We start from the raw sequence: 23,783 nt of genomic DNA, 5'->3' as shown, positions 1-23,783 counted from the left end.
CCTATGACAATTTGTGTGAAGAGTTGCTCATGGTTCTTGACGAACCGGGATTCTCGGCATATAATAGAGAAAGTCTTATCTACCACGTACTGGTGTACACACCATGTGGTAAATACACAATCAGCAATGATGAGGACGAAGTGCTTAGGGCTCTTTTGATCAGAGAGCGGATGGATCAGCTGCAACCATCGCCAAAATCCCTTTTCTACGAGCTCACCTCGGAGCTGTTTCCTTGAAAAGCAACAACTTAAGCTGTTGCCTAATAGGGGGAATCGCAGGGCAAGCGTTACAGTGCCAATGGTTTGGACGTATGTGCACGACGTTCTTACCTGTGGAGGTTATACATCGGGAGATGTATAACGAATTTGGGTGGTACCACGGAAGATATACCTTTCGTCCCTCGTAGCTTCGTTTTGAAGCGTGAGGAGCGAAAGGTTTTTTTGTTTTTTTGAGAGGAGGATGACTGATGGTAACGCAAGGTACAACACTGAAGTCAAAAGAGGAATTGAAAGAAAGGCTCTCTAAGCCCGAGGTCATATCTGGTTCAGAAATATTACTAAGAAGTCTGCTGCTTGAGGGTGTAGATTGTGTGTTCGGCTATCCTGGCGGAGCGGTGTTGTACATTTACGACGCGATGCACGGAAACCCCGATTTCAATCATGTACTTACACGTCACGAGCAAGGTGCCATTCATGCAGCTGACGGCTACGCCCGTGCAAGCGGAAAAGTAGGCGTTTGTATCGCAACCTCAGGTCCGGGTGCAACAAACCTGGTTACGGGCATTGCAACTGCATACATGGATTCCGTCCCGTTAGTCGTTATTACGGGTAACGTCATCTCCAGCCTGATCGGAAGCGATGCTTTCCAGGAAGCGGATATTACAGGGATTACGATGCCAATCACAAAGCACAGCTACTTGGTGCGTGATGTCGAAGATTTGCCGCGCGTTATTCATGAAGCATTCCACATTGCCAACACTGGACGCAAAGGTCCGGTATTGATTGATATACCAAAGGACATTTCAGCGGCACAAACATTGTTCAAGCCGGTAACAGAAGTGAGCATCCGCGGCTACAACCCGACGGTTTCGCCTAACAAAAATCAAGTCGATAAGCTCATTAAGGCGATTGAACAAGCGGAACGTCCGCTCATTCTAGCCGGCGGCGGAGTTGTATACTCCGGCGGGCATGAAGAGCTGTTCGAGTTCGTAACGAAGACACAAATTCCGATTACGACGACATTGCTTGGTTTGGGAGCATTCCCAAGCGGCAATGAGTTATTTCTAGGCATGCCGGGCATGCATGGCACGTACACGGCAAACAAATCGATTCAAAGTGCGGATTTGCTTATTAATATCGGCGCTCGCTTCGATGACCGTGTAACCGGTAAGCTGTCAGGCTTCGCTCCGCTGGCGAAAATCGTTCATATCGATATCGACCCTGCGGAAATTGGCAAAAACGTTCCGACGGACATTCCGATAGTCGGTGACGTGAAGACGGTTCTTGCGCTTGTTAACAAACAAGCGAAGCGTGCGGATAAGGCAGACGATTGGCGTGCGAAGCTCAAAGCGTCCAGCGAGCAATATCCGTTCACCTACAAGGATTCCGAGGATGAATTGAAACCGCAGTGGGTTGTAGAATTGATCCACGAAACGACAAACGGCGATGCGATTGTAACGACTGACGTAGGCCAGCACCAAATGTGGGCTGCACAGTATTACAAATTCAACAAGCCGCGTTCGTGGGTAACGTCCGGCGGTTTAGGCACGATGGGCTTTGGATTCCCGTCCGCTATCGGCGCTCAAATGGCAAATCCGGACCGCTTAGTCGTTTCCATTAATGGTGACGGCGGCATGCAAATGTGTGCGCAGGAGCTCGCAATTTGCGCAATCAATAACATTCCGGTTAAAGTTGTTATTATTAATAACCAGGTGCTCGGGATGGTTCGCCAATGGCAGGAGCTTATTTATGACAACCGCTACAGCCATATCGATCTCTCCGGCAGCCCGGATTTTGTTAAGCTCTCCGAAGCTTACGGGGTAAAAGGCTTCCGCGCCTCTAACAAAGAGGAAGCGCGCGCCGTGTGGGAAGAAGCGCTCCGCCATCCAGGTCCGGCAGTCGTTGAGTTCGTCGTTCGCAAAGAAGAGAACGTGTACCCGATGGTTGCGCAAGGAAGCACTATTGATGAAATGATCATGGGGGATGCGGAATGAAAAAGCACACGATCGCAGTAATTGTAAACGATCAGCCTGGCGTTCTGCAGCGCGTATCCGGCTTGTTCGGACGCCGCGGCTTTAATATTGAGAGCATTACGGTTGGATCCAGCGAAGAAGCAGGCTTGTCGCGTATGGTCATCGTCACTACGGGTGATGATCATACGCTCGAGCAGGTCACGAAACAATTGTACAAGCTGATTGATGTTATCAAGGTTATTGATCTAAGCTCCAATCCGATGGTTGCGCGAGAGCTTGCGCTTATAAAAGTAAACGCAGAGCCTGCAGCCCGTCCGGAAATTCTTGGCGTAGTAGAAACTTTCCGCGCAGCCGTTGTTGACATCGGGACTCATTCGCTTATGGTACAAGTAGTAGGTGACACGGAAAAAATCGATGCAATGGTAGAATTGCTTAAGCCATATGGCATTCGCGAGCTGTCGCGTACAGGAGTAACCGCACTAAATAGAGGAAACGCTAAGTAATCGTTGTTCAAATTATAAATTTCAACATCCCGCTTTGAGCGGGAGTTTAAGGGGAGAACCGCTGTCAATGCGTCATTCTCTGCTTAAACACCCGCTCAAAAGGGTTAAATTAAAGGAGGCAATTATTAAAATGGCAGTTACAATGTACTATGAAAAAGACGCCGATCAAGGCGTACTACAAGGCAAAACAATCGCAGTTATCGGTTACGGCAGCCAAGGTCACGCGCAAGCGCAAAACCTTCGCGACAGCGGCTTGAAAGTGGTTATTGGTCTTCGTCCGGGTAAATCCGCAGACGTAGCTAAAAAAGACGGTTTCGAAGTACTTAACGTTGCTGAAGCAACTAAAGTGGCTGACGTTGTTCAAATTTTGCTTCCTGACGAAACACAAGCGAAAGTTTACAATGAAGAAATCGCTCCTAACTTGAAAAAAGGCGCGGCTCTTATGTTCTCCCACGGCTTCAACATTCACTACGGCCAAATCGTGCCTAGTAAAGATACAGATGTATTCTTGGTAGCTCCAAAATCCCCTGGTCACATGGTTCGCCGTACGTACCAAGAGGGCTTTGGCGTACCTGGACTAATTGCAATCGAGCAAGATGCTACAGGCAATGCAAAAGCAATCGGCCTTGCATATGCTAAAGGTATCGGCTGTACTCGTGCAGGCGTTATTGAAACTTCTTTCAAAGAAGAAACAGAAACAGATTTGTTCGGTGAGCAAGCCGTTCTTTGCGGCGGTGCTACTGCACTAGTTAAAGCTGGTTTCGAAACGCTTGTTGAAGCTGGCTACGCTCCAGAAATGGCTTACTTCGAGTGCTTGCACGAGCTTAAGCTAATCGTAGACATGATGTATGAAGGCGGATTGGCGTCGATGCGCGATTCTATCTCCAACACAGCTGAATACGGTGATTATGTAACGGGTCCTCGTATCGTTACTGAAGAGACGAAGAAAGAAATGAAACGCGTTCTGGAAGATATCCAATCCGGCCGTTTCGCTCGCGACTTCATTTTGGAAAATCAATCGAACCGCGCAATGTTGACTGCTACTCGCCGTAACGAAGCAGCTCACCCGATTGAGCAAACAGGCGCACAACTTCGTGAATTGATGCACTGGATCAAGAAGTAATAACAGTTAAAATGAACGACAATATCCCGGTTCGCCGGATCGCTGGACGATGGGCATTATGAATCGCCCAGCGGCTCCAAGCGCGTACCGGGATCATTCTGTTCACGGAGGTGCATTGCACAAATGCGGAAAATTTATGTTTTCGACACAACGCTTCGTGACGGAGAGCAATCTCCAGGTGTAAACCTGAACACGAAGGAAAAGGTAGAGATCGCCCTTCAGCTTGAGAAGCTTGGAGTTGACCGTATAGAAGCCGGCTTCCCTGCAGCTTCGCCAGGAGACCTGGCTGCGGTTAACGCGGTTGCGCGCGCGGTTAAGAATGCTACGATCATCGGTTTGTCGCGTTCGCGCGAGCAGGATATTGACGCGGTTCGCGAAGCGCTAATAGGCGCGCAGGATCCTTGCATTCACTTATTCCTTGCTACCAGCCCGATTCACCGTAAGCATAAGCTGCGGATGGAGAAGGAGCAGGTGCTGGAAACGGCGGATCGCGCGATTCGCTATGCCAAGCAATATTTTGATAAAATCGAATTTTCGCCTGAGGACGCTGGCCGTACGGAGCTGGATTTCTTATGCGAGGTTACGGAAATGGCGATCAAAGCAGGCGCGACGGTCGTTAACATTCCGGACACGGTTGGTTATATGAATCCGCAGGAATTCGGAAATATTTTCAAAACGTTGAAGGAAAATGTACCGAATATCGAAACGATTCAGCTTAGTGCGCATTGCCATGATGATCTCGGTATGGCGACTGCCAACGCGCTGGCTGCGATTTTGAACGGTGCCGATCAAGTCGAGGGTACGATCAATGGAATCGGGGAACGTGCCGGCAATACAGCTATCGAAGAGATCGCTATGGCGCTTGCTACACGTCCTGATTTCTTCGGTGCCCAAACGACGCTGAACCTGAAGGAAATTGCCAAGACGAGCCGCCTGGTCAGCAAGCTGACGGGCATGGTTGTACCGGGCAATAAAGCGATTGTCGGAGCCAATGCGTTCGCGCATGAGTCCGGCATTCATCAGGATGGCATGCTGAAGGAAAAAACGACCTATGAGATCATTTCACCGGATACGATTGGCCTGAAGGAATCAAAGCTTGTGCTCGGCAAGCACTCCGGACGCCATGCATTCCGCGAGAAGCTGATCGACCTAGGCTACGAGCTTGATGAAGAAGCGGTTAACGCAGCGTTCGCCAAGTTTAAAGATTTGGCGGATCGCAAGAAAAACGTCAGCGATGAGGATATTCTCGCTTTGATCGAGGAGAAGCTTGTTGATACGCCGGAGGTATTCACCTTAGAGACGATTCAGGTGAGCTATGGCAATCAATCCACTCCAAGCGCTTCCGTTCGAATTCGTAAAGACGAGGGCGGGGTCGCAGAAGAAGTGGCAATCGGCAACGGTTCCGTGGATGCGATCTACAATGCCATCGATAAGGTTACGCAGGAGAATGTAGAGCTTGAGGAATATTCGATCAAATCCGTATCGCAAGGCAAGGATGCACAGGGCGAGGTACACGTTGTTCTGAAGCAGGATGAAATTTCTGCGCAAGGCCGCGGACTAAGCACGGATATCCTTGAAGCGAGTGCGCGGGCATATATCGACGCGCTTAACCGCTTGATCGAAAAGCGCAAGTCACCAGGCCGCCGCGATAAGATGAGCCTGATCTAACCTTCATTGACGAACGGCTCATTGCCTTTGAACAAAAGGCAATGAGCTTTTTATTTAGGGTGAAATAGAGCGGGTATGCGTAAAGGTAGACTCTATAGGTACAGTCTATAGAGTCAATAGATTTTATATCTTTGTAATCGTTCGGGATTTATGGTACAAATGATAATAGACTGAGAATGAGTTTATAGGTTTATTTGTATGATGAGGTTTCGGGTACATTAGACGGACAAGTTTAATTGAAAAAGAGGAGTGTTACTTTATTATGTCAGACGTAAAAAAAATCGCAGTTATTGCCGGCGACGGTATCGGACCTGAGGTTGTTGGTGAAGCGCTTAAAGTGCTCAAAAAAACCGAGGAGCTTTACGGCTACAAATTCGAAATGGAGCACGGCTTGTTCGGCGGTATTGCAATCGACGAGAAAGGAACACCGCTGCCGCAAGAGACGCTTGATATTTGCAAAGGCGCAGACGCCGTATTGCTTGGCGCTGTCGGCGGTCCGAAATGGGACAACAACTCGAAGGAGCTTCGCCCGGAAACAGGCTTGCTCGGCATTCGTAAAGCGCTAGGTTTGTTCTCGAACATTCGTCCGGCTACTGTGTTCGATTGCTTGAAGGAAGCATCGACTTTGAAACCGGAAGTTCTTGAAGGTACTGATCTTATCGTTGTTCGCGAGTTGACTGGCGGTATTTACTTCGGCGAGAAATTCCGCCGCGAAGGCGCTGGCGGCGAAGAAGCGGTTGATACTTGCGTATACAATGTACAAGAAATTGAACGTATCGTTCGCCAAGCATTCGATATCGCGATGACTCGCGGCAAACGCCTTGCTTCAGTTGACAAAGCGAACGTTCTCGAAACATCCCGTCTATGGCGTGAAGTCGTTAACCGGATTGCGCCTGAATACCCGGAGGTTGAGCTTGAGCATGTGCTTGTCGATAACTGTGCGATGCAGCTGCTTCGTCGTCCTTCAAGCTTTGACGTAATCGTAACTGAAAACATGTTCGGCGATATTCTTAGCGATGAAGCTGCGATGCTGACTGGTTCAATCGGTATGCTTTCGTCTGCTTCGCTAGGCGAGGGAAGCTTTGGCTTGTACGAGCCGGTGCATGGCTCGGCTCCTGACATCGCCGGTCAAGGTATCTCCAACCCAATTGCAACAATTCTTTCTGTAGCGCTTATGTTCCGTCTAACGTTCGGCTACCACGAAGCTGCAGCGGCAATTGAAGCTGCCGTGAAGGAAGTGCTTGATGCAGGCCACCGTACAGGCGACATCGCTGTTGACAAGAGCAAAGCAATTGGAACTTCGGAGATGGGCGATTTGGTCGTAGCCGCTCTTAAAAAGTAGAGTCTAGATTATAATTATTATAAACAAATATTGATTATAATATTGACTTCATTCTAGACTAGTGATACTATTTACTAGGTAAGTCACACAGATGAAGTGACATAAACAATAAAAATTTATGGATAGGTCAAGGAGGTTTTCTATTATGGCAGAACGTTTGGTAGGCCGCCAGGCCCCGGATTTTTCGATGGAAACAGCAACAGGAGACGGTAAAGATTTCGGTACTGCTTCACTTGCGGATTACAAAGGCAAATGGTTGGTTCTCTTTTTCTACCCGCTTGATTTCACATTTGTATGCCCAACTGAAATTACAGCTTTGAGCTTGGCAGCTGCTGAATTCAGCAAATTGAACACTGAAATTCTTGGTGTCAGCGTTGATAGCAAACACAGCCACCGCGCATGGATCAACACGCCGGTTAACGATAATGGCCTTGGCCAGCTTGAATTCCCGCTAGCTGCAGACATCACGAAAAGCGTTGCTCGTGACTACGGCGTATTGATTGAAGAAGAAGGTATCGCGCTTCGCGGCCTATTCATCATCAACCCGGAAGGCGAAGTACAATACCAAGTTGTTAACCACAACAACGTTGGCCGCAGCGTTGACGAAACGCTTCGCGTATTGCAAGCTTTGCAATCCGGCGGACTTTGCCCAATCAACTGGAAACCAGGCCAACAAACTCTGGTAGCGAAATAATATATTTCGTCCGGATTATTCAAAACCCGCGCCATGAAATGGCGCGGGTTTTGTTTTATCATTTAGGACGTAAGGCGGATATTATGATGCTTAAGCAGGAATTTCACCTATGCAAAGCGAATAAGGTATACATAGCCACAAAGCTTAAGCACAGCTGATGCCGTTCTTTGGCGGCAAAGGCTAGATACGCAGCGGAATATAAGCATGTAAGGTTGCATTTTATACGTTCTTATATTTATGAAAATATTAGGTTTGCTCCGCAAACCTAAGTTGATGCTTACGATGTAGGTTTGCACCGCAAACCTTTAAGGAGGGGTCGTCAATGAGTTTTTGCTGTGGAGCTAGTATGATTGGAACTAAAGGTACGCTAAAGCATTTCCGTACGCATATCCATAATGTGCCTATTATGTTTTGTCCGGTATGTCACCGTGTAGATATTCATTATTTAATCGAAAACGAATATGAGATATTAGCCGAATATGCGCATGGCGACTGTGCTGCCGAAGTTGATTTTCAGGAGTACGTGGAGCAGGAAGGCAAGGCGCTGCTTGAAAATTGTGTTAATCATGAAAATGAAGATCCAATGGATGTCGTCCACAGTCAAATCGATATGGCGCTTGATTTGCTTAGCTTCGCTAAGCAGATTGAGGATACGGAATGGCAGCTTGTACTTAAGAAGCGTCTTGGGATGCTAAACAGCAGAAGGAATAAGCTAAGGCAGCGCCGTACGTCCGTTTAGTATTTTAACACGAATGGTGAGCCTCCTTTTCGGAGGCTTTTTCTTTTTTTGAGAAAATGAAGATCTTCTCATAATGTACCCCCCGAAACCGGGCAGACAGTAACGAATCATACTAATAGTGAGGTGGAGCGGTTGTTACTTGTATTGTTCAAACGCTTTCTGCGGAAATCTGTTTCTGCCGAAGCTGCGGAGGATGGGCAGAAGCTCACTCCCGAACAATGGGTTGCTCGAATTCGTCAAGGCGACGAGCAGCTTCGCGAGCAGTTCATAGCAGACTACAAACCTTATATAATGAAAGTAACAAGTCGATTTTGCAAACGGTATATAGATTCGAATCGGGATGATGAATTCAGTGTGGCACTGTTGGCTTTTAACGAAGCGATCAATCAGTTCTCCAGTCATGCTGGGAAATCATTCATCGGATTTTCTGAAACCGTCATTCGCCGTCGGCTTATTGACTATGTCCGAAAAGAGCAAAGGCATTCGCAGGTCGTACCTTACAGCATGTTCGATTCAGAGGATGAGGAACAGCCGCATTATAATTCCATCGAGACAAGTCAAGCGATTACTGCCTTTGAAATAAAACGGACCGAAGATGAGAGACGTCACGAAATCAGCGAGCTTAATCAGGAGCTTGGGCGATTCGGCATCACTTTTGCAGAGCTGGTCGAGCAGTCGCCCAAGCATGCGGATTCCAGAAAGCTGTTGATCGGAATTGCGCAAACTCTCGTTAGCGAATCGGAATTGTTAGACTCATTAAGGCAAACGAATAAGCTTGCTGTAAAAGAGTTAACTGCCATGTGCGGCGTTTCCCGCAAAACGATAGAGCGGAACCGGAAATATATTATCGCTATCGCTCTCGTTATTTCAGGTATATACCCATTCATGCACGACTATTTAAATATAGCCGGTGACCATTTAGAGAAGAATAAGGAGGCAGGCAAATGAAACGTGGAGTCGTAATGAGCATTCATAAGCAGCATGCAGTTGTAATGACGGCAGACGGACAATTTATGCAGGCTCCTATTCAAGGGAAGCCGCAAATTGGTGAAGAAATTACGTTTGAAGAGGAGTTTAAGAAGCCTCGGACGTTTAAGCCTTATTATAGGTATAGCAGCGCTGCAGCTATTGTTCTGCTTCTGTTCGTTCCGTTCCTGTTCTTCATGCTGCGCGATGCGCATCCAGTTGTCGCCTATGTGAGCATGGATATTAATCCGAGCGTGGAGCTGGGCGTAGACGAGAACGAGAAGGTGCGCGAGCTGCGCGCCTTAAACGAGGACGGAGAGCTCATTATTAAAGGACTCGATTACAAAGGAGTAAATGTAGAGACGATAGCCGCTTCTATTTTGGAGAGGGCTAAAGGCTCACATTACCTCGACACTCCGAACAAGGATATATTTATTGCCAGCGTGCTGGTTGACGACAATTCCGCACTTAAAATCGATTTTGAGAATATTTTGACGAGAAAAGTCGATCAGAAGCTTCGGGGAGTATTAACTCAGCTTGCAGCGGAGGCGGCCAGCGCGAATATTACAACGTTATCGGTACCGAATGAGGTGCGTGAGGAAGCGGCCGCGAACGGCATCTCCTCAGGCAAGATGGCTGTATATTTGATGGCAAAAGACGAAGGCTATAAGCTCGAAATAGAGCAGCTGAAGCAGCAGTCTATTGATAAAGTAACGGAGCCTCTTGGCGGTGTGAAGACGATCGTAGACAATGCGGAGGATACGAGCAAGAAGAAGCTGAAGGAGCTTGTGGCACGCGAGCAAGAGGAGAAGGCCAAGCAGCAAAAGGCTAATAAAAAGCCGAATGCGTCTAAGCCGTCAGCTACTCCGAAAATCAATAAGCCGGTAAAAGCAGAGAAGCCAGAGAAGCCTGTTAGTAACGGAGTGGATAAAGTGCTGGAGACTGATAAGCCGTGGAAAAATAGAGAATGGACGATTCTTCCGACATTAACTCCGGGAAAATGGCATAAGCCAAGCTCTCCCAATGAGTCAAATGACGAAAATAAGAATAACAAAAATAAGGATAATCAAAGGGACAGCGATCGGCAACGTTCAAATAACGATGATGGCAAGGACGATAACCATGATCGAAGTGACAACAGCAACAATGACCGTGACGATAACGAAAATGATGATCGAAGCGGACAGGAAAATAATGGCCGGGACGACAAAAACAGCGATGATAAGAGAGCAGGTACGAAGCAGGATAAAGATAAACAAGATGACAGAAATGAGCAAAGCAATGACGACTAATGCTGCTATGTAAGCTTTGCAAGCAAAAAAGTGGGCAAATAGACAAGCGGGGATTAGAGTCTTAATTGGCTATAGGCATGACTATTTTCCCACTGGCTGCACAAAATTCGACAGGATTTCCGATTGACAGCGATTGTAAACTCGCCCTATGATTAGTATTAACTGTAACCGCTATCTTATAGACGTTGCCGGGGAGGAGTACATGATGCAGGCCATTCGAAAGCGCTATTTCCCGGCGCTTGCCGAGTACATACGTAGTGGTAAGGAAGTATCACTATTTCATGCCAACGAACTGGGCAAGGAGCTTTACGGAATAAATCCAGAAGAAATCATTGCCGTACATGAGGAGTGCATTCAGTCTTTAGCCGCAAATGTCGATTCGGAGGAGGCTGTACGATTATACAATCGCTCCTTCGTTTTCTTAATGGAAATCATGGTAGCCTGCCGTTTTCGATTGCAGCCTGAACGAACAACCGAACAGAAATTCACTGAAATGCGTGAGATGCTGTTCCGTTCGAACCGTTCTTTTGAAATGGTCAAAAATAAATACGAAAACGTATTGCAGCACATGGACAGCGGAATCGCATTATTTGACAGCGACGGAATTTTGTCGTTTATTAACGTGCAAATGGCTAAATTGTTGGACATTCCCCGAAAAACATTAATTGGTTGTACAATAAAAGAAATATTAAGGCACCGGCAGCTCACAATCAGCACAAAGAGAACCATTCTACGGCTTTACAAAGAAATGTTTCTTATGCATAGTCGCTATTATGAATTCCAACACAAAGATGGCAAACATCTATTAGTTACGGTTACATACGGTGATCAATTAGACGGAGATTTTTTAATTAGCGTCAAAGACGTATCGGAATATAAGCAAATTGAACAGACGGCATTGCAAAATGATAAGCTTGCGATGCTTGGAAAAATTGCTGCTGCCATTGCTCATGAAATTCGCAACCCCTTAACGAGCATTCGCGGCTTTATTCAGCTGCTTCGGCCTTATTTGCTGGAAGTAGGCAAGGAAGAGTACGCACGTATTATTTTGACGGAAATTGACAGAGCCAACGATATCATTTATGAATTTCTAAACTCGTCTAAGCCATCTGCACCGATGAAGCAATTGGTCTCTATCGATCATTTGATAAAGGAAGTCGTGCTTCTAACGGAAAGCGAAGCATTGATGCGGAATTGCGAGATCAAAGCGGAATGCTATTGCTCAGAGCATCTCGTTTCGATCGATGTGAAGCAGGTGAAGCAGGTCATATTGAATATTATTAAAAATTCGCTTGATGCCGTTGAAGAGGTGCAAAGCGAACGAAGAGGTCTAATTGATATTATAACGCGCAGCAATGGCCAATTTGCCGAAATTATAATTAAGGATAACGGCAAAGGTATGGATAAGTCGACGATGAGCCGGCTGTTCGATCCTTTTTTTACAACAAAGCAGTCGGGTACGGGACTTGGTTTATCGGTGAGCTACCGGATCATCCGCAATCATAGCGGAACGATTCGAGTCGACAGCAAAGCAGGTATCGGAACCGAATTTATCATTACATTGCCGTTAGCAGAATGACGGAACGCTCTTCTCCCTATTGGGAGGGGAGCTTTTCGCTTTTTTAAATGTTAACGTGGAAAAGTCGAAGGACGTTCGATATAATGAGTTTGAAAAACTTGTTGATCATTTTCGAATATGATCGATTCATATACTGGTTTATTCATGACGAGAGCGGGGGATTACAAATGAACGTTCAATTTACATACGGGGTTAGAGGTACAGATCAATCGGTTGCGGATGCAGTCATTCGTTTTGTTAGCAAAAAAGAACTCATTCCGGGAGAAACAGCGGGTCCGATCATGCAGCCACAAATCGATGATGCGCTTAGAGGGCTATACGCCAAAGGATTATTTAAAGCTGAACCGGAGCAAACCGAAATTTTATCGACATTGGGACTTTATCCGGCAGCACATGTCGTTTTCGTCGGACTAGAGCAAGAAGGCGGGGCGACGAGCCTGCGCCTGGCTGCGGCAGCTGCAGCCAAAGCTTTAAAAAAACTGCATGCCGAGACCGTTCAAGTGCTGCTGCCTTCAGCTTTGCTGGAGGGCCAGGAGGCTGAGCTTGGAGCCGAGCACGCGGCTCAGGCGCTTACAGAGGGCCTGCTTCTGGCGCTTCATGTACGCCAGCCGCTGAAGCGCGAGCCGAATGAGCGTTTCACGCTGAAGGAGGTTGCTTTTGTACAGCAGGGAACGGCTGTAACGGCAGAAGACGCCGCACTATGGGAGCAGGGGATAGCAAAAGGGAAGCTATACGTTGAAGGGGTCGCCTTAGCTCGCGATTTGACTAATTTGCCCGGCAATGATCTTACTCCGGAGCGTCTGGCGTATCATGCGGAGGAGATGGCGCGGGAGCTTGATTTGGAAATTGAAGTCATTGACGAGTGGAGCGCGGCAGAACAGCGGATGGGCGGCTTGCTTGGCGTCGGCCAAGGCAGCATAAATCCGCCGCGTATGATCGTTATTCACTATAAAGGCAATCCGGATTCCGAAGAAGCTTGGGGACTGATCGGCAAAGGCATTACGTTTGATACAGGCGGCATTTCCTTGAAACGTGCGGAAGGGATGCAGGAAATGATCTCGGATATGGGCGGAGCGGCTGCAGTTCTCGGAGCCATTCGCGTTATCGGAGAGCTGAAGCCTGCGATCAATGTTATTGCAGTCATTCCGACAGCTGAGAATATGCCCTCTGACCGTGCGCTTAAGCCTGGAGATGTGCTGCGCATGATGAGCGGTCATACGGTTGAGATCGTAAATACCGATGCGGAGGGAAGATTGGTGCTGGCGGACGGCTTGACGACCGCGATTACTAGGGGTGCGACACGTTTGGTTGACGTAGCTACTCTAACAGGCGCGGTCTCGGTTGCACTTGGCACGCAAGCAACGGGCGCGGTGACGAATAATGAAGAGCTTTTCAAGCTGGTACAAAAGGCATCTGCGCGAGCGGGAGAGAGAATTTGGCAGCTGCCATCCTATCCGGAGTACAAGAAGCAGATCATGAGCGACGCAGCCGATTTGAAAAATAGCGGCGGCAGATATGCTGGTACGATTACAGGGGGGCTGTTCATCGGACATTTTGCAGAGGATTTGCCTTGGGTGCATCTTGATATCGGCGGAACAGCATGGCTGGAATCTAGCAGAGGCTGGGAGCCGAAGGGCGCAACCGGCGTTATGGTAAGAACATTGATTGAATTGGTATTACACCACGAGTAAGTAGAGCGGAGAGGATCTATATGTTAAGGGGAATCCTGTTGCCTAGACGGAGAATGTCCGCACAGCGGCGGGGCATGCATACTGCTGTAATGGAAGGTATTCCCGCGACTATCATTGGGAATTTACTTGGAGGTCCGCTGCTCACGGCGTACCTCCTTTATTTAGGGGCCAAATCTGAAGCAATCGGCATTGCGCTTGCAATCCCGGCATTTGCCAACTTGGTGCAGCTTATAGTCGCATTTTATATGCACCGGTTTGAGAATAGACGGCTGTATGTCATGGTATTCAGTTTTATCCATCGCTTATTATGGACGGCAACAGGGCTAATTCCGTTTTGGGTGCCGGAAATCTATTGGGTACCGACCTATATTGTGCTGTTTACGATATCGTTTATTTGCGCGCAGTCTGCAGGCATGCTCTGGACCTCTTTGGTGGCAGATATGGTGCCTGCTCAAGTTCGCGGCCGTTATTTTGGCATACGGAATACGATACATTGGGCGGTCGCCAGTCTATGCTTGCTCATTGGCGGTCAAATTTTGAATCGGCTGCCGGAAGCCACCGGCTTTATCGTGTTATATATCATTTGCGCGGTGGCGACTGTATGGAACGGCATTGAGCTGTATCGTTACCCTAATCTGCCGCTTGCGCGATCCACTGAAACCTCAAAGTGGAAAATGCTCCAAAAGCCGCTCCGCGACCGCATCTATATGCTGGCAACGCTGTTTCTCGCGACCTTTATTTTGATCCAAAATATTGCTGTACCGCTCTTTTCATACGTCATGCTTGATATTGTGAACCTGAACTATACATGGGTTACCGTTATAACAACCGTACAAATGATAGTGATGATGTTCAGCTACTATTACTGGGGCAATTTGAACAGCAAATATGCGACACGTACGCTGCTTAGATGGGCGCTTCCGATCATCGCTATTTCATGCTTGCTGTGGGCGGGGATGGAGCTGCTGCCTGCCATTCTCGTACTGATCGCGGTACATATCGTGCTCGGCATAGGTATTGGGGGCTACAACCTGCTTGCGTTTAACTTTATTATTGGCGATACGCCGAAGTCGGAGCGTCCCATGTATATCGCCGTTTTTTCCGCGTTGACTGGAATTACAGGGTTTATCGGTCCATTGTTGGGCGGTTGGATTTACAAACGCGTCGAGGATAGTCCGTATTGGGTGCAGAGCTACGGCATATCCATGTTTACGGGGGCAACGCTGCTTTTCATGGCGCTCGTAATCGGCCCTATGGTGCTTAAGGGGAATAAGTAAAGAAGCCGATTCCTTGTTAGGCATCTGCTTATCCCGTTGATACGGCAACATAGAGAACCCAACCCGACAAAGCTGCGATTAGCAAAAACGCTATTCCCCTCCAAAACATCTCTAGCAATCCCTCTTTTACTTACACGATTTTCATTCCATATGTAATCAGTATGCCTTTGGCAGCTTGCGAAATATACTTCTTTGATAACCTCCATAGCCGGAGGTTTATTTTTTAACTTTTTTCTGGCAACCGAGAATAACGTTAATTCGAATAAAACGGTAATATCAGGGAATCTTATTCGAGGTAATCTTTAGTCAATTAGCCATAAACTATATCCGATTGAACAAACTGAGGCAGGTGATGCCATGTGGAACGAAAAAAAGGAAGATTTAAGCTAGAGAAAATAATATTGGAGTCTGATACGACAATAAATGCAGAACTATTCGACAATTTGAATGAAAATGAAACAGCCCTAGAGCAAATTTTTTTGAATTGTTCAGATCTGGTCGTGAAAAAGTTCAATTTATTCGACTCCTTCCCCTGCATGCTGGTCTACCTGGACGTAATAGTTGACGCCACACAGCTGGAAGAAGGTATATTGAGACCGCTCCTGGCATCGGACTCTGCCAGCGCTGATGACCCTTCTCAGCTTGTTGAGCAGTTGAATACGGGATTGGTTCCTATTGGCAAAACGCAAATAGTAGAAAAACAGAATGAACTCATTCAGCGGATCGTCAAGGGAGAAGTCATTCTATTCATTGAATCTTCAAGGCAGGCAATCTCTATCAGTGTACAAAATTCGTTGCACCGTGAGCTGCAGGAACCAAATATGGAGGCGGTCATCCGCGGTCCCCGGCTCGGCTTTATCGAGACACTCGGTATCAATATGGCCTTAATACGCCAACGAATCTGCTCGCCGCAGCTTAAGATAGAGAGGATAAGCATAGGAACGGTCTCCCAAACCGATGTAGCGATCGTTTATATCGGTAATATGGCGCCTCAGGCTGTGATTGATGAAATAAGGAAGCGTATCTTAGGAATCGATATGGATAGCATTTTGGAATCGGGGTATATCGAAGAAATGATCAGCGATCATCCCTATTCGCCGTTTCCGCTCATTCAATCGACCCAGCGGCCCGATTCGGTAACGGCTTCTCTGATTGAAGGCAAGGTCGTTGTCTTAATTGACGGATCTCCGATGGCTCTAATCGCACCCATCACGATCTGGTACGGGTTTCAAACGGCCGAGGACTACTATATGAAATTTATTTTCGCAACGATGCTCCGATGGCTGCGGTATTTGTTTGCCTTTTTGTCGATAGCCCTGCCAGCTATCTACGTTGCAGTTACGACTTTTCATCAGGAAATGCTCCCCACCAGCTTGGCTTTAAGCCTTGCAGCGGCGCGGGAAATCGTTCCGTTTCCGGCACTTATGGAGACGCTGATTATGGAGGTTACCTTTGAAGCGCTGCGAGAGGCGGGGGTTCGTCTTCCTCGTCCGGTAGGGCAGACGATCAGCATCGTCGGGGCGCTTGTTATCGGACAAGCAGCTGTTCAGGCAGGGATTATATCCGCCCCCATTATTATCATCGTATCCTTGACGGGGATCGCATCCTTTCTGATCCCGCACCCGGAGATGAGTCAGGCTATCAGCATTTTGCGCTTTCCATTGATAATTTCTGCCGGAACCTTCGGGTTGTACGGCATCGGTGCCTCCATGATCGCCATATTGATCCATCTGGTAAATCTGCGCTCCTTCGGCGTTCCTTATTTGACGCCGCTCGCCCCGGTCAATTTTTTCGGATTAGAGGACGTATTGGTCAGAGCCCCTTGGCAGGTGATGCGAAAGCGGCAAGAATACGCCAAACAAAAAATGGAGTTGGAAAAAAAATGATGCTGTCCCGCATGCTAGGCCGGTGTTTGTTTCTTTTCATTTGTATTGGATTATTCACAGGCTGCTGGGACAGCAGGGAGACGGATGATCTCGCACTGGTTATCGCCAGCGGCTTTGATCTCACGAAGAACGGGCAGCTCGAAGCGACGCTTCAGATTGCACTGCCCACGGGAATTCCCAGCAGTTTGCAATCCGGAGGTAAAGGTAAGGAATCCGTCTTGATCCTTACGGCCAAAGGAAAGGACGGGGTAGAAGCTTTATCCAAAATACAGCAGCAACTGTCCCGGAAAATTTTTCTCGGCCACCGGGGAGTTATCGTCTTCGGCGAAAAATACGCCAGGCAGGGCATCGACCAGGTTTTGGATGACATATTGCGCCTTCCTGATTCAAGATACAACAGTTATATTCTGACCGCCTATGGTACGACAGCCAAAGAAATCTTGAATAGCCCCTATCAGCTGGAGCAAATACCGAGTATCGGTATCAACAAAATTCAATACAGCGGATTCAGCTTGTCCATCAAAGTCGACGAATTTTTGAGCAGCCTCGCTTCTGACGGGATTGCGCCGGTTACCGGGGGCATAAGGATTAAGAAAAACGGGACCGGTCCTACATCCTTCATACTCGATAAGGCGGCGGTTTACAAGGGAAACAAACTGGCCGGATTTCTGTCAGGGATGGAATTGACAACCTTCCGCTGGCTGAGAGGGGAATCCAAAAAGTTAAGGTTTTCGGCTCAAATGGAACCGAAAGACGAAAAAGCCAAGGGAACAGTTGCCATCGAGATTCTGCAGTCCAAGATGAAAATACGGACCGTTATCAAGAATGGTGACCCTGAAATCTCGGTCACGCTTAAAGCGAGGGCAAGGTTACTGGAAAATGACACGAGTCTGGATTTTAGTAACGTCAAAAATTTAAAGAAGGCTGAAGTGAAGTTTGAGAAAGAAATTCAAAAATCAATGGAGCGCATGATCTCACATGTGCAAAAAAAATTCAAGTCGGATATTTTCGGTTTTGGAAGGGAACTACATATTCAGCATCCTTATGCCTGGAAACGTATGAAAAAAGAATGGAAAGATATTTATCCGCGAGTTCCCGTTACCGTTAAGACTGACATTCGCATGGAGAGGATCGGCAGAACGCAAGCACCCGCGCATTTGAAAAAAACTGGACAATAATCAACCGCATGAAGGGTGGGTCAAGATGAAAGTGACCGGTATACAAGTTTTCTGGATGATAACCATTATGGATCTGGGAATGGCATTGATCATGACGCTTACGCCAAGCTTGCAAGCCGCCAAACAAGATGTGTGGATTTCCATGCTTGTTGCGGGATGTATCGCGCTTCTCATAACTTTGTTAGTGACCAATGTTGCGCTTTTATATCCGGACCAGACGTTAATCCAATTCAGTCAAACGATTTTGGGGAAATGGCTTGGGAGCATCGTTGTCGTCATCTATCTAGTCCAGTGGTACACCATCCTCCCGATTGTTCTGCGCCAATTTAACGATGTAATCCAAATCATGCTCCTGCCTGCGACACCGAAGGAAGCGATCATGTTCATTATGATTCTGCTAATTGTTTATGCGACGTATTCTGGAGGCATTGAAGGGATTGGCCGCCTCAGCGAGATCCTGGGGCCGGTCATTATTTTGATGATAGTCGTTGTTCTGGCAGCAAGCCTCAACAACGTTGATTTGAAGCATCTTCTTCCGGTGTACGCAGACAGCGGAATGGCGGGAATCATCAATGGCGCGAAAGCTCCTGCATCTTACCTCGGACATGCCGTCGAATATCTCATGCTCGCATCGTTTCTTTATCAGCCTCGCAAAGGAGCTCCCTACGCCTATTGGGGCGTCATTACGGCATCATTCTTTGCGTTAATCTCCATGGTTATGGCTACCGTTACGATAGGAGTCAATCTTTCTCCGCAAATGTGGTATCCATTTTTTGAGATGAGCCGTAAAATTTCTCTCTTCGGTTTCATTGAAAATTTCGATGCGCTCACTGTCGTCATCTGGGTAGCCAGCGTATTCATTAAATTGGCTATTTATTTATTCGTCACCAGTTACGGAACGGCTCAATTTCTGGGAATTAAAAATTGGCGGAATTTGATTTGGTTTATTGCTCCGGTTATTCTGGTATTTGCGATGTTTCCCAAAAATGTATCAGAAGCAACCTCCAATTATTTGCTCCATTACTGGGTGCCTGTTGCGCTTCCGGTCAATATGATCGCCCTGCCTTTGCTTCTGCTTATCGTAGGGAAAATGAAACTAAGGAGAATCCGTACGCAGACAAACGGTGATGCGTTATGAGGGTGTATGCAAATAAGAATGTTCACGGACGACAATCAATGCTTGAAATGGATGATATCGATGCCAATATGATTATGGTTGGAGAGCGTACTATGTACTAAAATATAAAATAGTTATGGTCAGTATTAATTTAATAACGATGCAAATTAGAAGCAATTAGGAAACGATTTGGGTAAGTGCAAGTTGGCGGGCATGTATGACGGGCTTCGCCTTAGAAAATAATAGGATGGCAATGAATAGAGAGGGTGGAATTTTCTGCAATGAGCAACCATGATGAGCGTAATTATTCGCCTTGGCAAAGCTACTATGGGCCCAACCTTGGGTATGTGCAGGAGCAATACGAACGATTCTTAACAGATCCTGATTCTGTTGAAGCAACGGTTCGCGAGCTGTTTGTACGTTTTGGAGCACCGCCGGCTGAATCACTTGGAGTAACTCCGGGCGTCGCGGCAAAGCCAAGCGAGAAACAGGCTGCATCAACTGCAGCAGCACCTGGTCCGATTGATTCAAATATGTTGAAAAAGGTTGTGGCTGCGCATAAGCTTATGCTGAACATACGCAGATACGGCCATTTAGCTGCGGATATTGATCCGCTGGGCTTTAGCCCCGTAGCGGACACGAAGCTGCTTGAGCCTGAAACTTTCGGACTCACGCAAGCGGATTTGGCCTCTATTCCTGCTTCGCTAATTTGGGATAATGCGCCAGCTACGATCTCCAACGGCTGGGAGGCAATCAGCCGCTTGAGAGAAATTTATTCACGTTCGGCTGCATATGAATTTACACATATTCATGATGAGAATGAGCGGAATTGGCTTCACAAGCAAGCGGAATCGGGATCATTCCCGGCGCCGCTATCGCCAAGAGAGCGTTCCGCGCTGCTTGAGCGTCTTTTGGAAGTAGAGTTTTTCGAAAATTTCCTGCACCGTACTTTCGTTGGGCAGAAGCGCTTCTCGATCGAGGGTCTAGATATGCTCGTACCGGTACTGGACGAAATCGTCCGCGCCGTAGCGCATGACGGAGCTAACCATATTCTTATGGGTATGGCGCATCGCGGCCGTCTAAACGTACTCGCGCATGTACTGGGCAAGCCATACGAGAAAATTTTCTCCGAGTTCCACCATGCACCGAACAAAGAGCTTATTCCGTCCGAAGGGTCCATGGGCCTTAACTATGGCTGGACTGGCGACGTGAAATACCATCTGGGCGCAGACCGGGCTGTAATTGAAGGTGAAACGATTCGTGCGAACCTTACCCTTGCCAACAACCCGAGTCACCTTGAATTCGTTAATCCGGTTGTCGAAGGCTTCACGAGGGCCGCACAAGAGGATCGCAGCAAGCCGGGTATGCCTGAGCAGGATCCATCCAAAGCGGTTACGATCTGTGTTCACGGCGACGCCGCTTTTATCGGCGAAGGAATTGTTGCCGAGACTCTTAACTTCAATAAGCTGCAAGGCTATCATAATGGCGGTACATTGCATATTATCGCGAATAACCGGCTTGGCTTTACAACGAATAGCATCGATTCCCGTTCGACGCATTATGCAAGTGATCTTGCGAAGGGTTTCGACATTCCGATCGTACACGTGAATGCGGATGAGCCGGAAGCTTGCTTGGCTGCCGTGCGCCTTGCTTGCGAATACCGTCTCCGTTACAATAAAGGCTTTGTTATCGATTTGATCGGTTACCGCCGCTTCGGCCACAATGAAATGGACGATCCGGAAGTAACGCAGCCGCTTATGTATTCAAAAGTTCGCAATCATCCGACCGTAAGCACGCTTTACAGCGAGCAGCTGAAAAGCGAGAAAGCGATCACGGATGAGCAGATAGAGGAATTGCGTCAGCGTACGAACGGTAAGCTGCAGGCTGCTTACGATGCCATGAAAGCGAATGAAGGACAGCCTCAGCTGAACGGCGAGCAGCAGAAGTCGGTGATTCCTGCTGCCGAGGAAGCGCGCACGGCTGTACCGCTCGAGACGCTCCGCGACATTAACTTGGAGCTGCTTAACCGTCCGGAGAGCTTCACTGAATATACAAAGCTTCAACGTATTTTGCAGCGTAGAGCTTCAGCTTTGAACGATGGCGAGAAGGTCGATTGGGCGCATGCGGAGACGCTCGCGTTCGCAACGATTCTCGCAGACGGTACACCAATTCGTCTTAGCGGTCAGGATTCGGAGCGCGGCACATTCGCACATCGCCACATTATGCTGAACGATTACGCTAATGCTGATAAGTTCTCGCCGCTGCACATCTTTCCGCAGGCGAAAGCATCCTTTGCCGTTCATAACAGCCCATTGTCGGAAACGGCAGTACTAGGCTTTGAATATGGCTATAACGTATTCGCTCCTGAAACTTTCGTCATTTGGGAAGCGCAATATGGAGACTTCGCCAACGTTGCACAAGTTATTTTCGACCAATTCATCTCGGCTGGCCGCGCGAAATGGTCGCAAAAATCAGGTATCGTTATTTTGCTGCCGCATGGCTACGAAGGTCAAGGGCCGGAGCATTCCAGCGCTAGACTTGAGCGTTTCCTTCAGCTGTCTGCTGATAACAACTGGACGGTTGCCAACCTGACATCATCCTCTCAATATTTCCACTTGCTGCGTAAGCAAGCATCGCTGCTAGGCACAGAGCAGGTTCGTCCGCTCGTTCTTATGGCACCTAAGAGCTTGATCCGGAATCCGCGCGTCGCTTCCCATGGCGTTGAATTTAGCGAAGGCTCATTCAAGCCGGTTCTGCCGCAATTCAGCCTTACGGAGCCGAAGGATCAGAAGGACAAAGTGAAACGCTTGCTGCTTTGCACAGGTAAGGTAGCAGTTGATGTCGAAGAGGCGTTAGCTTCATCAAATGCAGCCGATTACGAATGGCTGCGCGTTGCGAGAGTGGAGCAGCTTTATCCGTTCCCTCACGCAGAGATCGAGCGTATCGTGAAACAATACGATAAGCTGGAAGAAATCGTATGGCTGCAAGAAGAACCGCAAAACATGGGTTCGTGGAGCTTTATGGAGCCGCGCCTGCGCGCGCTGGCACCTAAGAAGGCAGCTGTCCGCTATGTAGGCAGACCTGATCGCTCCAGTACAGCAAGCGGACACCAAGAGGTTCATGCCGCAGAACAAAAATGGATCATCTCGACAGCTTTGAACGGCAAGCCAGTTGAAACAAGTTTGATTAGGGGGTAATGACTAATGGCTGAAATTATAGTACCAGAATTAGGCGAGTCCATATCAGAGGGAACGATTACGAAATGGTTCGTAAAGGAAGGCGACTCCGTTAATCAAGGCGATGTCCTACTGGAGCTTGAAACGGATAAGGTTAACATTGAAATTAGCGCTGACAACAGCGGCGTCGTATCCCGCATTGCTAAACAAGACGGAGATGTGGTACTCGTTGGCGAAGCAATCGGTTCGATCGGAGTAGCAGCGGGCGGCGCATCCGCACCTGCTGCTAAGGTGGCAGAGCCAGCAGCGGTTGCTGCTCCTGCGGCACCGGCAGCTGCTCCAGCAGCGCCTGCCGCACCTGTAAGTGAAAGTGCGGCAGCTATCCTTGCTTCACCTGCTGCCCGCAAACGCGCCCGCGAGCAAGGCATTGATCTTTCGCAAGCGCAAGGACAAGCTCCGGCACCGGCGCCTGCGGTAGCAACTCCGGTTAAATCCGCTCCGCTTACACAAGCTGAGCCTGCTAGCGTAAGCAAAGATGCGAAGCCGACAGAACGCAAACGGATGTCCCGTCGCCGGGTTACCATTGCTAACCGTCTTGTTGAAGCACAGCGTACAGCAGCGATGCTGACGACTTTCAATGAAGTCGACATGACTGCGATTCTTGATTTGCGCAAACGCCGCAAGCAAGCCTTCTTCGAGAAAAATGATGTGAACCTAGGGTTTATGTCGTTCTTCACGAAAGCGGTTGTTGGTGCGCTTAAAGCGTTCCCGCTGCTTAATGCAGAAATCGACGGCGAAGAAATCGTCGTTAAAAAGTTTTACGATATCGGTATTGCTGTATCTGCGAAGGAAGGGCTTGTCGTTCCGGTCGTTCGTGACGCAGAACGTCTCAGCTTTGCTGAAATTGAGAAAAACATCGTCGAGCTTGCTGGTAAAGCAAGAGCTAACACATTGTCGATCGCTGATCTTCAAGGCGGAAGCTTCACCATCACAAATGGCGGTGTATTCGGCTCCTTGCTGTCGACGCCTATTCTTAACACGCCGCAGGTTGGTATTCTCGGCATGCACAAAATACAAATCCGTCCGGTAGCTATCGATGACGTTCGTATGGAAAATCGTCCGATGATGTATATCGCATTGTCTTACGACCACCGTATCGTAGACGGCAGCGAAGCCGTTCGCTTCCTCGTTACGGTCAAAGCGCTTCTGGAAGATCCGGAAGCACTTCTTCTCGAAGGCTAATAACAGACATAACGATTGGGAATGTCCTTGAAGTAGAATACTCTACTTCAAGGGCATTCCTTTTTTTATTTCGGATATGAAGTAATCGTTATGCTTATGCAGGCTTACTTCTCAAGCAG

Annotated in this window: 17 protein-coding genes; all 17 read left to right on the top strand. The window is 48.0% G+C overall.

What is annotated here, in order from left to right; genetic code table 11:
- Positions 1-466: 466 nt before the first annotated feature.
- Positions 467-2,212, top strand: coding sequence for a biosynthetic-type acetolactate synthase large subunit (gene ilvB / locus ASG81_RS11195; RefSeq protein ID WP_056633463.1), 1,746 nt, complete (start codon positions 467-469; stop codon positions 2,210-2,212).
- A complete protein-coding gene (ilvN, locus tag ASG81_RS11190; RefSeq protein WP_056633460.1) occupies positions 2,209-2,694 on the top strand; it encodes an acetolactate synthase small subunit in 486 nt (161 codons plus the stop codon). Before ilvB ends, ilvN begins: the two co-directional genes overlap by 4 nt.
- 130 nt (positions 2,695-2,824) lie before the next feature.
- Positions 2,825-3,817 carry a ketol-acid reductoisomerase gene (gene ilvC / locus ASG81_RS11185; protein ID WP_056633570.1) on the top strand — a complete coding sequence of 331 codons (993 nt, stop codon included), beginning with the start codon at positions 2,825-2,827 and terminating at the stop codon, positions 3,815-3,817.
- Positions 3,818-3,940: 123 nt separating this feature from the next.
- Positions 3,941-5,485, top strand: a complete 1,545-nt coding sequence (locus ASG81_RS11180) for a 2-isopropylmalate synthase (RefSeq protein WP_056633457.1) — start codon at positions 3,941-3,943, stop codon at positions 5,483-5,485.
- Between the two features lie 262 nt (positions 5,486-5,747).
- Positions 5,748-6,827 (top strand): 3-isopropylmalate dehydrogenase, encoded by a 1,080-nt coding sequence (leuB, locus tag ASG81_RS11175; protein WP_056633454.1) that lies wholly within the window; start codon positions 5,748-5,750, stop codon positions 6,825-6,827.
- 145 nt (positions 6,828-6,972) lie between these two features.
- The gene (locus ASG81_RS11170; RefSeq protein WP_056633451.1) at positions 6,973-7,521 is read left to right on the top strand and encodes a peroxiredoxin; all 549 of its coding nucleotides are present in this window, start codon (positions 6,973-6,975) and stop codon (positions 7,519-7,521) included.
- Positions 7,522-7,843: 322 nt separating this feature from the next.
- On the top strand, positions 7,844-8,260 hold the full coding sequence (locus ASG81_RS11165; RefSeq protein WP_056633448.1) for a hypothetical protein: 417 nt from the start codon (positions 7,844-7,846) through the stop codon (positions 8,258-8,260).
- 132 nt (positions 8,261-8,392) lie between these two features.
- The gene (gene sigI, locus ASG81_RS11160) at positions 8,393-9,208 is read left to right on the top strand and encodes an RNA polymerase sigma factor SigI (RefSeq protein ID WP_056633444.1); all 816 of its coding nucleotides are present in this window, start codon (positions 8,393-8,395) and stop codon (positions 9,206-9,208) included.
- Positions 9,205-10,518: an anti-sigma factor domain-containing protein gene (locus ASG81_RS11155; RefSeq protein ID WP_056633440.1), complete on the top strand. Its 1,314-nt coding sequence runs from the start codon at positions 9,205-9,207 to the stop codon at positions 10,516-10,518. The genes sigI and ASG81_RS11155 overlap by 4 nt, the downstream gene beginning before the upstream one ends.
- 205 nt (positions 10,519-10,723) lie before the next feature.
- Positions 10,724-12,097, top strand: a complete 1,374-nt coding sequence (locus tag ASG81_RS11150; RefSeq protein WP_056633437.1) for an ATP-binding protein — start codon at positions 10,724-10,726, stop codon at positions 12,095-12,097.
- Positions 12,098-12,180: 83 nt separating this feature from the next.
- A complete protein-coding gene (locus ASG81_RS11145; protein ID WP_235548827.1) occupies positions 12,181-13,788 on the top strand; it encodes a leucyl aminopeptidase in 1,608 nt (535 codons plus the stop codon).
- A 20-nt stretch (positions 13,789-13,808) separates the two neighbouring features.
- Positions 13,809-15,065 (top strand): MFS transporter, encoded by a 1,257-nt coding sequence (locus tag ASG81_RS11140; protein ID WP_056633434.1) that lies wholly within the window; start codon positions 13,809-13,811, stop codon positions 15,063-15,065.
- A gap of 359 nt (positions 15,066-15,424) precedes the next feature.
- A complete protein-coding gene (locus ASG81_RS11135; RefSeq protein ID WP_056633431.1) occupies positions 15,425-16,951 on the top strand; it encodes a spore germination protein in 1,527 nt (508 codons plus the stop codon).
- Positions 16,948-18,129, top strand: a complete 1,182-nt coding sequence (locus tag ASG81_RS11130; protein WP_056633428.1) for a Ger(x)C family spore germination protein — start codon at positions 16,948-16,950, stop codon at positions 18,127-18,129. The genes ASG81_RS11135 and ASG81_RS11130 overlap by 4 nt, the downstream gene beginning before the upstream one ends.
- A 25-nt stretch (positions 18,130-18,154) precedes the next feature.
- The gene (locus tag ASG81_RS11125; protein WP_056633425.1) at positions 18,155-19,267 is read left to right on the top strand and encodes a GerAB/ArcD/ProY family transporter; all 1,113 of its coding nucleotides are present in this window, start codon (positions 18,155-18,157) and stop codon (positions 19,265-19,267) included.
- Positions 19,268-19,527: 260 nt separating this feature from the next.
- Positions 19,528-22,443, top strand: a complete 2,916-nt coding sequence (locus tag ASG81_RS11120; RefSeq protein ID WP_056633422.1) for a 2-oxoglutarate dehydrogenase E1 component — start codon at positions 19,528-19,530, stop codon at positions 22,441-22,443.
- Positions 22,444-22,449: 6 nt separating this feature from the next.
- Positions 22,450-23,664 (top strand): 2-oxoglutarate dehydrogenase complex dihydrolipoyllysine-residue succinyltransferase, encoded by a 1,215-nt coding sequence (gene odhB / locus ASG81_RS11115; protein ID WP_056633419.1) that lies wholly within the window; start codon positions 22,450-22,452, stop codon positions 23,662-23,664.
- Positions 23,665-23,783 lie beyond the last annotated feature (119 nt).

It is taken from the genome of Paenibacillus sp. Soil522 (genome assembly GCF_001428245.1).
Lineage (GTDB): Bacteria > Bacillota > Bacilli > Paenibacillales > Paenibacillaceae > Pristimantibacillus.
Note: the sequence above shows the minus strand (reverse complement) of the source record. Positions and strands in the feature narration are given on the sequence as shown.